Consider the following 12,829-nt stretch of genomic DNA (forward strand, 5'->3'; position numbering starts at 1 on the left):
GCTTTTCTTTCTGCTTTTGTACACGTTTTTGATACGTACGAAGTTGATTTACATTCATAATTTCAATATACGTTTGTAATGTATGGAGAACTTCTTGTTGAAGCGGCTGTAAAGTTTTCTCTGTACGTAAAGCCGTATACACTTGGCGAATGTAGAAGTTTGTTGTATTGTAGAGATTTTTTGCGTTTTGACACATTTCCATGAAGTAGGCGTACAATTTATGACCTTTCTTGATCCAAATTTGATAGGTTGCATATTCTTTTTCTTTTGTCATCCTGTTCACCACCTCCTTTTCTTCATGATACTACAAAATAGCCAAAAAGAACATACATTCTCCATGCCACAAAAATATTTTTACAAATTCGATGACAATTCATCTCCACCTTAAACGGGGCTATGCCCTGCACGTTTTGAAGATGGAGTTTTCTTGCCAATTTTTCGATAAAATGTTTTCAGTTATGTTTTCAGTTATAATGGAGGATAAAGTGAGGAAATTGATTACAGAGGCAGGAATGAATAAAAAGGAGACTATACATATGCACGAACAAATTTTAGCAGCGATTAAAGAGTTTGATACGATTATTATTCACCGTCATGTGCGTCCAGATCCAGATGCACTTGGTTCACAATGCGGGCTTGGGACCATTCTTCAAGAGTCGTTCCCAGAAAAAAAAATTTATATGGTTGGATACAGTGAGCCTTCCTTATCGTATTTACGAGTAATGGATGAAATTGAGGATAGCGTATATAAAGATGCACTTGTTATTGTGTGCGATACAGCAAACCAAGAGCGCGTTTGTGATCAGCGTTATACAAAAGGGAAGATGCTTATTAAAATTGATCATCACCCAAATGAAGATCCGTACGGAGATATTACGTGGGTTGATACAACATCAAGTTCTACAAGCGAGCTCATTTATGAGTTTTATTCTTATGGAAAAGATAAAGGCTTAACAATTACGAAAGAAGCGGCTCGTCTTATTTTAGCAGGGATTGTGGGAGATACAGGGCGTTTCTTATTCCCGAACACATCAGCAAGAACGCTTCGCTACGTGAGTGAGCTTGTGGCAATGGGCATTGATTTTCCAGCGTTATATAACGAGATGTATAAAACGCAAGAAAAAATTGCTCGTTTAAATGGATACATTTTGCAAAACTTTACGATGACAGAAGAAGGGGCAGCGTATATTAAGCTGACAAAAGAAGTGCTAGAAGAATTTCATGTACTTCCTTCAGAGGCATCTGGTGTTGTGGGAGCGCTTGGTAATATCGATGGATTAAAAGCTTGGGTTCTATTTTTAGAGGAGGACGATGTAATCCGTGTTCGCCTTCGTTCTAAAGGACCTGTTATTAATAAATTAGCGATGCAATATAACGGCGGAGGGCATCCGATGGCTTCTGGCGCGAAAGCTTCTTCTTGGGAAGAAGCCGATCGACTTTTTGCAGACTTGCGTGAGATTTGTAAGTAAATATATTTGTATCAAAAATAAGAAAAGTAGAGCCGAGAAGCTCTACTTTTTTTGCTGTATATCGATGCTAATTTCGAGTACGGTATCAAAAGAAATTGTGTCAACTTTAAAGCGATACGTTCGGTCATAATGCTTGTATGTTTTATTCTCAATTACTTTTTTTAGTAGCTCTTTATTTTTGGCAATGCTTTGTATGTTTTTCGTTAAGAGGTGCTGAAGGTCATTATGAATCGAAGTTGTAATGTTTTCGAGAGTAAGATTGTCTAAATCATATTTGTCCCGGTTTTCAATTTTAATTTTAATTTCTTGAATTGTTAAGAGCTGTTTATTTTCTTCATTCAATTTGTCGTGGTCTTCAAGAAGAACGCGGAGCTTTTCTTCTTGTTTCTTAATGATTTGTTCTTGTTCTGCTATTGTACTAGCTTGTTCTTGTTGGAAAACACCGTATATGTACAAAAAAATAAACCAACTCAAAACCCCTCCGACAGCAGCTCCCGCTAAAAATAAATACCATCGTTTAGCTGTAGAAGTACTTGGTACTCTCATACATGATCCTGCGTAAGCCATTTAATAATAATAAGACCGGTTTGCATGCCGCCTGTTGCGAAAAAAATGAGCAAAATTTGTTTCACAATATCTTTCATATCTCCTTCAAAAAAACTTCTTTCAAAGCTATAAAAGGTATCGAAAGTTCCGCCGATTGCCGCAACAAGCGCCCAAATTCTTAAATTTTGTGCGAATTGATTAATATAGGTGAGGGCTGGTTTCCCGATAAGAAAAGCACCAATACCACCAATTAATGAGCCGCCAAGCATAACTCCAAAGGCAATAAAGTAACTCATAATAAGAAGAGAGAAAAAAGTATGTTCTCTTACATCCATCGTCATTCCCCTTTCTTCTTCATATATATGGACAAAGTATAAGAAGTATGTTTTGATTTCCGCTTTCCTCATCACCTATAATGAAAGTAGTCAAATAGGTAAAGAGAGGGTACAACAGTGAAGTTTGTGCATTTACAATGTCAAACCGTTTATAGTTTGTTACAAAGTGCTTGTAAAATTGATGAACTTATAATTCGTGCGAAAGAGCTTGGATTTTCATCTCTCGCAATTACAGATGAAAATGTGATGTACGGAGTAATTCCGTTTTATAAAGCATGTAAGAAAAATGGCATACAGCCTATTATCGGATTAACGGCCTCTGTTTTTAGTGAGGAAGAAGAGAAGGCCTATCCGCTCGTATTACTTGCTGAAAATGAAACAGGTTATCAAAACTTATTGAAAATTTCTAGCGCTATCATGACCAAGTCAAAAGACGGAATCCCGAAAAAGTGGCTTGCTCACTATGCAAAAGGGTTGATTGCGATTACTCCGGGGAAAGACGGGGAAATTGAACAACTGTTATTACAAGGAAAAGACGAGGTTGCTGAAGAAGTAGCTCGGATGTACCAAAATATGTTTGGCAGCTTCTATATGAGTTTGCAGCACCATGCGATTCAGGATGAATTGTTTTTACAAGAAAAGGTACCGGGATTTTCCAGTAAGATGAGTATCCCAGTCGTTGCAACAAATGATATTCGTTATGTGAATCAAAGTGATGCACTTGTGCATGAGTGTTTATTATCTGTTCAGAGCGGAACGAAAATGACAGATCCAGATAGGCCAAGGCTCAAAACAGATCAGTATTATTTAAAATCATCAGCTGAAATGGCAGCTTTATTTTCTCACGCAGAAGAAGCGCTTCAGAATACAGTTCGTATCGCTGATGGTTGCCACGTAGAAATCCCATTCCATGTCAATCAATTACCGCAGTTTCCTGTACCATCTAATGAGACGAGTGATGCTTATTTACGCCGTATTTGCGAAGATGGATTGCGGAAACGATATGGTGTACCGAAAGAGGTGCATGTTAAACGTTTGAATCATGAACTTGAAGTTATCTCTCGTATGGGTTTTAGTGATTATTTCCTCATTGTGTGGGACTTTATGAAATATGCACACGAACATGGCATTTTAACAGGTCCAGGGCGTGGTTCAGCAGCGGGTTCACTTGTCTCTTATGTACTGGAAATTACAGACATTGATCCAATTGCATACAATTTATTATTTGAGCGATTTTTAAACCCTGAACGCGTTACGCTTCCAGATATTGATATTGATTTTCCAGATATAAGACGTGATGAGATGATTCGTTATGTAAAAGATAAATATGGTCAGCTCCGGGTTGCTCAAATTGTTACGTTTGGAACGCTTGCTGCAAAAGCAGCGATTCGGGATATTGCCCGCGTAATGGGGCTGCCGCCAAGAGATATGGATCTATTTTCAAAACTTATTCCATCCAAGCTTGGGATTACATTAAAAGAAGCGTATGAGGAGTCGCAATCCCTTCGTGAATTTGTACAAGGGAATCTCTTACATGAGCGTGTTTTTGAAATTGCAAAGCGTGTAGAAGGCTTGCCGCGTCATACGTCTATTCATGCAGCTGGAGTCATTATGAGCCAAGAACCGCTAACAGGAAGTGTTGCGATTCAAGAAGGGCATAACGACGTGTATGTTACGCAATATCCAGCAGATGTATTAGAAGAACTCGGTTTATTGAAAATGGACTTTTTAGGATTACGTAATTTAACGCTACTTGAGAACATCCTTAATTTTATTATGACGACAACTGGAAAACAAATTGATATAAGAAATGTATCTCTTCAAAATGAAAAGACATTTCAATTACTAGGGAGAGGGGATACAACAGGCGTATTTCAGCTCGAATCTGGGGGCATGCGGAATGTCCTTCGCGGGTTAAGGCCAAATGAATTTGAAGATATAGTTGCTGTTAACTCTCTGTATCGTCCAGGACCGATGGAGCAAATTCCAACATTTATTGAATCGAAACATGGAAAGCGTCAAATTCAGTATTTGCACCCTGATTTGAAACCGATTTTAGAGAGCACATATGGTGTAATTGTTTATCAGGAGCAAATTATGCAAATTGCTTCAAAATTGGCCGGATTTTCACTTGGAGAAGCTGATTTGCTTCGCCGCGCAGTAAGTAAAAAAAATCGGGATATTTTAGATCAGGAACGAAAACATTTTGTCCAAGGGTGTTTACAAAATGGATATAATGAAACATCTGCAGAGCAAATTTACGATTTAATTGTTAGATTTGCAAATTACGGTTTTAACCGAAGTCATGCAGTAGCATACAGTATGATCGGATATCAACTAGCTTATTTAAAGGCAAATTACCCGCTAGAGTTTATGACAGCACTATTATCAAGTGCAATCGGGAACGAAGATAAGATTGTGCAATATATACGCGAAACAAAGCGCAAAGGTTTTCGTGTTTTACCGCCGTCTCTTCATAGAAGCAGCTACAATTTCCGGATAGAAGGAAATGCAATTCGCTATAGTCTACTTTCGATTCGAAATATTGGGATGGCTACAGTGAACGCCTTGATTGAGGAAAGGGAGAGAGGCCCATTCCAAGATTTATTTGAGTTTTGTCTACGCATGCCGGCAAAATTTGTTACAGAGCGCAATTTAGAGGCGCTTGTTTGGGCGGGTTGTTTTGACGATTTCGAAGTTTCACGGACAACCTTGTTTAATAGTATTAAGGGTGCTTTGGAGTACGCAAACCTTGCGCGTGAATTAGGGGAAGAAAGTGTACCGAAATCAGTATATGTACAAGGAGAAGAACTATCTTTTATCGAACAATTGAATAAAGAAAAAGAAGCGCTCGGTTTTTATTTGTCGAGTTATCCAACCGCGCAGTATGCAACTCTTGTGAAAGAGCTGGAAATTCCGTCACTGGCACAAGCAATGAGACAGAAACGGAAAGTACAAAGGGCAATCGTATATATAACAAGTGTGAAAGTCATTCGGACGAAAAAATTGCAAAAAATGGCGTTTGTAACATTTTGCGATCAAAATGATGAAATGGAAGCGGTTGTATTTCCAGAGACGTATATCCATTTTTCGGAAAGGTTACAAGAAGGTGAAATTGTTTTAGTTGAAGGGACAATTGAGCAGCGAAACCATAAATTACAATGGATTGTGAATGGCCTTTATCCATTGGAGCAAATGGATGTATACGATGAAATGAAAGAAGCATCCATCTATGTTAAACTACCGTCACAGTATGACAAGAAGTTGTTAAATCAGGTTACAAAAATATTGTTTAACTATTCAGGTTTTGCGAAAGTACTAATTTATTATGAAAAGGAACATAAGATGGTACAATTATCTCGTAGTTTGTCAATTCATCCAAGTAAAGAATGTTTAAGAGCACTTCGTGAAATTGTCGGTGACGAAAATATCGTAGTGAAAATATAATGGACAATTTCCCTATATTTCGATTATTATAGTAGTAGTGTTCGTGGTCAGACCACTTGGAGACAATGATATCAGCAAGAATAATTTGAGGAGAGTGGATAGTTTGTCAACACTTCGTGAAGAAGCACTTCACATGCATAAAGTGCACCAAGGAAAATTAGAAACTGTATCAAAGGTAAAAGTAGAAAATGCGAAAGATTTAAGTCTTGCGTATTCTCCAGGGGTTGCAGAACCTTGTAAAGAAATTTATGACGATAAAAGTAAGGTATATGAATATACAATGAAGGGAAACATGGTAGCAGTTGTGACGGACGGAACAGCTGTACTTGGTCTTGGTAACATCGGACCAGAAGCATCTCTTCCGGTAATGGAAGGTAAGGCGGTATTGTTTAAGAGCTTTGCCGGCGTAGATGCATTCCCAATTGCCTTAAATACAAACGATGTAGATAAAATTATTGAAACTGTAAAATTAATGGAGCCAACATTTGGCGGTGTAAACTTAGAAGATATCGCAGCACCAAACTGCTTTATCATTGAAGAACGTTTGAAAAAAGAAACAAATATTCCGGTATTCCATGATGATCAACATGGAACAGCTATTGTAACAGTAGCGGGTCTTGTAAACGCGCTTAAGCTAGTTGGAAAGAAAATGTCTAATATTAAAGTTGTAGCGAATGGTGCAGGTGCAGCGGGTATTGCAATCATTAAACTTTTATATCGCTATGGTGTACGCGACATAATTATGTGTGACCGAAAAGGCGCAATTTATGAAGGTCGCCCTGTTGGTATGAATCCGGTGAAAGACGAAGTTGCAAAATATACAAATAAGAACCGTATAGAAGGTTCTTTAGCAGAGGTTATACAAGGTGCGGATGTATTCATTGGTGTATCTGCAGCAGGTGCATTAACTGAGGAAATGGTTCGTACAATGAATGACGATGCAATTATTTTTGCAATGGCAAATCCAGTCCCAGAAATCATGCCGGAACTGGCAAAAGCAGCAGGCGCAGCTGTTGTTGGTACTGGCCGTTCTGACTTCCCGAACCAAGTAAATAATGTACTAGCGTTCCCTGGTATTTTCCGTGGTGCACTTGATGTACATGCAACACAAATTAATGAAGAAATGAAGATGGCAGCTGTAGAGGCCATTGCAGAGCTTGTATCGGCTGATGAGTTAAATGCGGATTATATCATTCCAGCACCGTTTGACGCGCGTGTGGCGCCTCAGGTGGCAGCTTACGTAGCAAAAGCCGCGATGGAGACAGGAGTAGCTCGCCGTCAAGTAGATCCAAATGAAATCGCTGAGAAAACAAAACAATTAGCGTTGATTGGTAAAGAATAAGCGAGGAATTTCCATTGACACCATCAAATACAAAAGTGTATCTCGAAATTGTAAAGAAAATCCGTTCTATTATGGAAGAGGATGGCTTAGTAGCAGGGGATCGTTTGCCGTCTGAACGTGAGTTAAGTGCGCGTTTAAACGTCGGACGTTCTTCTGTACGTGAAGCATTGCGAGCTTTAGAACTTGTAGGGTTAATTGAGACAAGACGCGGTGAAGGGACGTTTATTCGAAACTTTTATGACAACGGACTTGTTCAATTAATCGCACCGTTTCTGCTTCAAGATGAGAAGACAATTCGTGATTTATTACAAACGAAACGATTGCTTGAAAAAGATATGCTTCGAATCGTATGTGATTTGCCGCAAGAAACGTTCTCTAACGTGTTAGGTAAATTAAATCGAGTGCTTGAGAATAACGAAAGTTCAATTCGAGTCCTTCATCAAACGTTTTTTAAAACACTTATTGAACAAGTAGATAATTATTTGTTATATCGCATTTGGATGATTGTAAATGATTATGTTGCAACTCTTTCTTGTGAAATCCCGCTAGATTCTATAGCGCTTTATAAAAAACTTCATGAAGCGCTATATGCGAAAAAAGAAAAAGAGTCACTAAAAATTTATGATGAATTAGTAGAAAATATACAGTTTCATTCGTAGTGTATAAAATTTGTCGAAATGACCATGACACGTTATGACAAACAATTTATCGCATAGCCGTTAAAGTTAAACGTAAAGAGAGAGGTTATTAGACAGATTGGAAGATAAGGCTAACATCAAACTTTGGTGTTAGCCCCGTTTTCTTCCTACGCTAACCTTAGCTCTCAACAAAGGGGGTCAAAATGTGCTAAGAGATTTATTCGTGAAAAAGAAAAAGTACGCTGCAATTCCTTCAGAACAAGTACGAAAAGATGTGCCGGACGGTGTTATGACAAAATGTCCGAAATGTAAAAAAATCATGTATACAAAAGAGCTTCTTAAAAATTTGAAAGTATGTGTGAACTGTGGGTATCATCACCCGATGAACGCATGGGAGCGCCTTGATAGTATATTGGACGAAGGTTCATTTCGTGAGTACGACAAAGAAATGGTTTCTTTAAATCCACTTCAGTTTCCAGACTATGAAGAGAAACTAGAGAGTGATCGCAAGAAGACAGAATTAAATGAAGCAGTTGTGACAGGTGAAGGAACAATTGATGAAATGCTTGTTGTTGTGGCAGTAATGGATTCTCGTTTTCGAATGGGCAGCATGGGCTCTGTTGTAGGTGAAAAGATTGCGCGTGCAGTTGAAAGAGCATATGACTTACAAGTGCCATTTATTATCTTTACTGCATCGGGTGGTGCTCGTATGCAAGAAGGTATATTAAGTTTAATGCAAATGGCAAAAACGAGCGTAGCTTTGAAGAAGCATAGCAATGCTGGCGGGTTATTTATTTCTGTTATGACTCATCCGACAACAGGCGGTGTTTCAGCAAGTTTTGCTTCACTTGGTGACTATAATCTTGCAGAGCCAGGTGCACTTATCGGCTTCGCTGGTAGACGTGTAATTGAACAAACAGTGCGTGAAAAACTGCCAGAAGACTTTCAAACGGCAGAGTTTTTATTAGAGCATGGTCAATTGGATGCGGTTGTGCATCGTGATAATATGAAAGAGTCACTCCGTAAGATTTTAGAAGTTCATCAAGGAGGGGAAATGGCTGTATGGCAGAACTAGAATTTGAAAAACCAGTTGTTGAGCTAAGAAATAAGATTCATGAACTGAAAGACTATACGAAACACAGCCAGATGGATTTCAGCGAGGAAATTCGTATTTTGGAAGCGAAGCTGGAAAATTTAGAGGAAGAAATATACGGCAATATGAAAGTGTGGGATCGCGTTCAAATTGCTCGTCATGCAGAGAGACCGACGACGCTCGATTATATTGAGCACTTATTTACTGATTTTTTTGAATGTCACGGAGATCGTCTATTTGGCGATGATGCAGCGATCGTCGGCGGCATTGCGAAGTATGATGGAATGCCTGTAACTGTAATTGGGCACCAGCGCGGGAAAGATACGAAAGAAAATATTCGTCGTAATTTTGGAATGCCTCATCCAGAAGGATATCGTAAGGCACTGCGCTTAATGAAACAAGCAGAGAAATTTAATCGTCCAATTATCTGTTTCATTGATACGAAAGGTGCTTATCCTGGTAAAGCAGCTGAAGAACGTGGTCAAAGTGAAGCCATTGCTCGTAATTTATTTGAAATGGCAGGGCTTACTGTACCTGTTATTTGTATTGTTATTGGTGAAGGTGGCAGCGGTGGTGCGCTTGGTCTTGGAGTAGGAGATTACATTCATATGCTAGAAAATTCCACCTATTCTGTTATTACACCAGAGGGTGCAGCAGCAATCCTTTGGAAAGATGCAGGAAAGGCAAGGGAAGCTGCAGAAGCGATGAAAATTACGGCAGCGGATTTGAAAGAATTAGGTGTAATTGATGAAATTATTCCAGAAGCGCGCGGTGGTGCACATCGTAATATTTTAAAGCAATCAGAAAATATTGATTTGATGCTTAAAAAAACATTCCAACAATTAAACGGTATTTCGAAAGAGGAATTAATCGAAAAACGTTATGAAAAATATATGAAAATTGGACAAGTTTCGTTTTCAAACGCTTCCATTTGGATAAAATAATAAAAGCGTGCGTTCCACTTCGCGAATGCACGTTTTTATTGTGAAAAGACACATCTTCTCCATTGTATTTTTATATTTCTTCATGTTATTTTATTATAAGATAAATAATCTTTATGAGGTGAGTACAAATGAAACGTATTGGTGTATTAACAAGTGGTGGAGATTCACCTGGTATGAATGCTGCCATTCGTGCAGTTGTTCGTAAAGCGATTTTCCATGATATTGAAGTATACGGTATCTACCATGGATACGCTGGATTAATTTCTGGTCACATTGAAAAATTAGAACTTGGTTCTGTTGGCGATATTATCCACCGCGGTGGTACAAAATTATATACAGCAAGATGTCCTGAGTTTAAAGACCCAGAAGTACGACTAAAAGGAATCGAGCAGTTAAATAAATTTGGTATCGAAGGACTTGTTGTTATTGGTGGCGATGGTTCTTACCAAGGCGCTAAGAAATTAACAGAGCAAGGATTCCCATGTGTGGGTGTACCAGGTACAATCGATAATGATATTCCTGGAACAGACTTCACAATTGGTTTCGATACAGCGTTAAACACTGTTATTGATGCAATTGATAAAATTCGTGATACAGCTACATCTCATGAACGTACATATGTTATTGAAGTAATGGGGCGCCACGCTGGAGATATCGCATTATGGGCTGGTTTAGCTGATGGTGCAGAAACAATCTTAATTCCAGAAGAAGAGTATGACATGGATGACGTTATTGCTCGTTTAAAACGCGGTAGTGAGCGTGGTAAGAAACATAGTATTATTGTTGTGGCTGAAGGTGTTGGAAGTGCGATTGACATCGGTAAGCAAATCGAGGAAGCAACAAGTTTTGATACTCGCGTAACTGTATTAGGTCACGTACAACGTGGTGGATCACCAAGTGCACAAGACCGTGTATTGGCAAGCCGTCTTGGTGCAAGAGCGGTTGAACTGTTAATCGAAGGCAGAGGTGGACGCTGCGTTGGTATCCAAAACAACAAACTAGTTGATCATGACATTATTGAAGCGTTAGCTCAAAAACATACGATTGATAAAGATATGTATCAATTATCTAAAGAATTATCCATCTAATCGGCGTAATGTCGGATATTTGGGAACGGTTTCATAACTTTCGGAGGTGCAATATGCGTAAAACAAAAATTGTATGTACTATAGGTCCTGCAAGTGAAAGCATTGAAAAATTAGAGCAATTAATCGAAGCGGGTATGAACGTTGCGCGTTTAAACTTCTCTCATGGTAGCCATGAAGAGCACGGAGCGCGTATTAAAAGTATTCGTGAAGCTTCAAAGAGAACTGGTAAAACAGTTGCAATCTTACTTGATACAAAAGGTCCAGAAATCCGTACACATGACTTCGTAGACGGACAAGCCGAATTAGTAACAGGTGCAGAAGTAATTATTTCTACAGAACTAGTATTAGGAACTGCAGAGAAGTTCTCTGTAACATATGCTGGTCTTTATGACGATGTAGAAACTGGTTCTCGTATTCTGATCGATGACGGTCTAATTGAGTTAGAAGTAATCGAGAAAGTAGACGGAAATATCCGCACGAAAGTATTAAACAGCGGAACTGTAAAAAATAAAAAAGGTGTAAACGTACCAAACGTAAGTATTAAGCTTCCTGGTATCACTGAGAAAGACGTAAAAGATATCGTCTTCGGTATCGAGCAAAAAGTTGATTTCATTGCAGCATCTTTCGTTCGTAAAGCAGCCGACGTATTAGAAATCCGTGAATTATTAGAAGCGCACAATGCATCATACATTCAAATCGTACCAAAAATTGAAAACCAAGAAGGTATCGACAACATCGATTCAATCTTAGAAGTTTCTGACGGTTTAATGGTAGCTCGTGGTGACATGGGTGTAGAAATTCCACCAGAAGAAGTACCATTAGTACAAAAACGTCTAATCAAAAAATGTAACGTATTAGGCAAACCGGTTATTACAGCAACACAAATGTTAGATTCTATGCAACGTAACCCACGTCCAACTCGTGCGGAAGCAAGTGACGTAGCAAACGCAATCTTCGATGGTACAGATGCAATCATGCTTTCTGGTGAAACTGCAGCGGGTCTATACCCATTAGAAGCAGTAACAATGATGGCAAACATCTCGACACGCGTTGAAAAATCATTACAATATGAAGATATGTTCAAAAAACGTATTAAAGAGTTCACACCAACAATTACAGACGCAATTAGTCAATCTGTTGCACATACAGCAATCGCTCTTGATGTGGCTGCAATCGTTGCGCCAACAGAAAGTGGCTACACTGCAAAAATGATTTCTAAATATCGTCCAAAATCTCCAATCGTAGCTGTAACATCTGATGAGCAAGTATGCCGTCGTCTTGCGCTTGTTTGGGGTGTACAAGCATTTATGGCTGGTAAACGCGCAGCGTCTACAGATGAAATGATAGACACAGCAATTCAAACAGCTATGGATGCAGACTTGCTTGGTCTTGGTGATACAGTTGTAATTACTGCTGGCGTTCCGGTTGCTGAAACTGGTACAACAAACTTAATGAAAATCCATGTTGTTGGTGAAGAAATCGCTAAAGGACAAGGGATTGGTCGTAAAGCAGCAAAAGGTAAAGTGGTTGTAGCGAAAACAGCTGCAGAAGCTGTAGCGAACGTAACAGAAGGTGATATCCTTGTTACAACAAGTACTGATAAGGATATGATTCCTGCAATTGAAAAAGCTGCAGCTCTAGTTGTAGAAGAAGGTGGCCTAACAAGCCATGCAGCTGTTGTAGGTGTATCAATCGGTATCCCAGTTATCGTTGGTATTGAAGGTGTAACAAGAACTTTAATCACTGGCCAAGAAGTAACAGTTGATGCCGCGCGCGGAATTGTTTATAATGGACATGCGGAAGTGCTATAAGAAGTAATATGGAGAGAAGGGTGGGAATCCTTCTCTTTTTTTTACAATTAAAATACAAAAATCATTCTGAGAAAAGTCAAACGACTATATATACATCAATTAAAAACCGACATAAA

The 12,829-nt window shown here is 38.9% G+C and carries 10 protein-coding genes and 1 pseudogene; 8 read left to right on the forward strand and 3 right to left on the reverse strand.

All coding sequences use genetic code 11. From position 1 onward, the window contains the following. A pseudogene (locus tag V7183_RS05125) lies at positions 1–274 on the reverse strand (RNA-guided endonuclease InsQ/TnpB family protein); the annotation flags it as partial. Between the two features lie 262 nt (positions 275–536). On the opposite strand from V7183_RS05125, the gene V7183_RS05130 reads away from it, so the two are divergent. Continuing rightward, on the forward strand, positions 537–1,469 hold the full coding sequence (locus V7183_RS05130; protein ID WP_335358906.1) for a DHH family phosphoesterase: 933 nt from the start codon (positions 537–539) through the stop codon (positions 1,467–1,469). 42 nt (positions 1,470–1,511) lie between these two features. On the opposite strand, the gene ytrI is transcribed toward V7183_RS05130, so the two are convergent. Both ytrI and V7183_RS05140 read right to left on the reverse strand, forming a co-directional pair. Then, on the reverse strand, positions 1,512–2,015 hold the full coding sequence (gene ytrI / locus V7183_RS05135) for a sporulation membrane protein YtrI (RefSeq protein ID WP_097898404.1): 504 nt from the start codon (positions 2,013–2,015) through the stop codon (positions 1,512–1,514). Continuing rightward, on the reverse strand, positions 2,012–2,425 hold the full coding sequence (locus V7183_RS05140) for a YtrH family sporulation protein (protein ID WP_141523362.1): 414 nt from the start codon (positions 2,423–2,425) through the stop codon (positions 2,012–2,014). Before V7183_RS05140 ends, ytrI begins: the two co-directional genes overlap by 4 nt. Positions 2,426–2,467: 42 nt before the next feature. On the opposite strand from V7183_RS05140, the gene dnaE reads away from it, so the two are divergent. The 7 genes from dnaE to pyk all read left to right on the forward strand — a co-directional run bounded on the left by dnaE (position 2,468) and on the right by pyk (position 12,713). After that, positions 2,468–5,797 (forward strand): DNA polymerase III subunit alpha, encoded by a 3,330-nt coding sequence (gene dnaE / locus V7183_RS05145; RefSeq protein WP_335358907.1) that lies wholly within the window; start codon positions 2,468–2,470, stop codon positions 5,795–5,797. A 133-nt stretch (positions 5,798–5,930) separates the two neighbouring features. After that, positions 5,931–7,139, forward strand: a complete 1,209-nt coding sequence (locus V7183_RS05150; protein ID WP_170958224.1) for an NAD(P)-dependent malic enzyme — start codon at positions 5,931–5,933, stop codon at positions 7,137–7,139. A 14-nt stretch (positions 7,140–7,153) separates the two neighbouring features. Next, positions 7,154–7,798, forward strand: a complete 645-nt coding sequence (locus V7183_RS05155; RefSeq protein ID WP_097898400.1) for a FadR/GntR family transcriptional regulator — start codon at positions 7,154–7,156, stop codon at positions 7,796–7,798. A gap of 184 nt (positions 7,799–7,982) precedes the next feature. After that, entirely contained in the window at positions 7,983–8,852 is an 870-nt protein-coding gene (accD, locus tag V7183_RS05160; RefSeq protein WP_097898399.1) for an acetyl-CoA carboxylase, carboxyltransferase subunit beta, read from the forward strand. Then, complete coding sequence (gene accA / locus V7183_RS05165) at positions 8,840–9,814, forward strand: acetyl-CoA carboxylase carboxyl transferase subunit alpha (RefSeq protein ID WP_097898398.1); 975 nt, start codon at positions 8,840–8,842, stop codon at positions 9,812–9,814. Before accD ends, accA begins: the two co-directional genes overlap by 13 nt. A 128-nt stretch (positions 9,815–9,942) precedes the next feature. Then, positions 9,943–10,902 (forward strand): 6-phosphofructokinase, encoded by a 960-nt coding sequence (gene pfkA, locus V7183_RS05170; protein ID WP_097898397.1) that lies wholly within the window; start codon positions 9,943–9,945, stop codon positions 10,900–10,902. Positions 10,903–10,955: 53 nt separating this feature from the next. Continuing rightward, entirely contained in the window at positions 10,956–12,713 is a 1,758-nt protein-coding gene (gene pyk, locus V7183_RS05175) for a pyruvate kinase (RefSeq protein ID WP_335358908.1), read from the forward strand. Positions 12,714–12,829: the final 116 nt, after the last annotated feature.

This window comes from Bacillus sp. JJ1127, assembly GCF_036965845.1.
Lineage (GTDB): Bacteria > Bacillota > Bacilli > Bacillales > Bacillaceae_G > Bacillus_A.

Excerpts from the sequence above, each read along its gene's own strand:
- accA (WP_097898398.1), top strand. The coding sequence starts at position 8,840 with ATGGCAGAACTAGAATTTGAAAAACCAGTTGTTGAGCTAAGAAATAAG.
- V7183_RS05150 (WP_170958224.1), top strand. The coding sequence starts at position 5,931 with ATGCATAAAGTGCACCAAGGAAAATTAGAAACTGTATCAAAGGTAAAA.
- ytrI (WP_097898404.1), bottom strand. The coding sequence starts at position 2,015 with ATGAGAGTACCAAGTACTTCTACAGCTAAACGATGGTATTTATTTTTA.
- V7183_RS05130 (WP_335358906.1), top strand. The coding sequence starts at position 537 with ATGCACGAACAAATTTTAGCAGCGATTAAAGAGTTTGATACGATTATT.
- pyk (WP_335358908.1), top strand. The coding sequence starts at position 10,956 with ATGCGTAAAACAAAAATTGTATGTACTATAGGTCCTGCAAGTGAAAGC.
- pfkA (WP_097898397.1), top strand. The coding sequence starts at position 9,943 with ATGAAACGTATTGGTGTATTAACAAGTGGTGGAGATTCACCTGGTATG.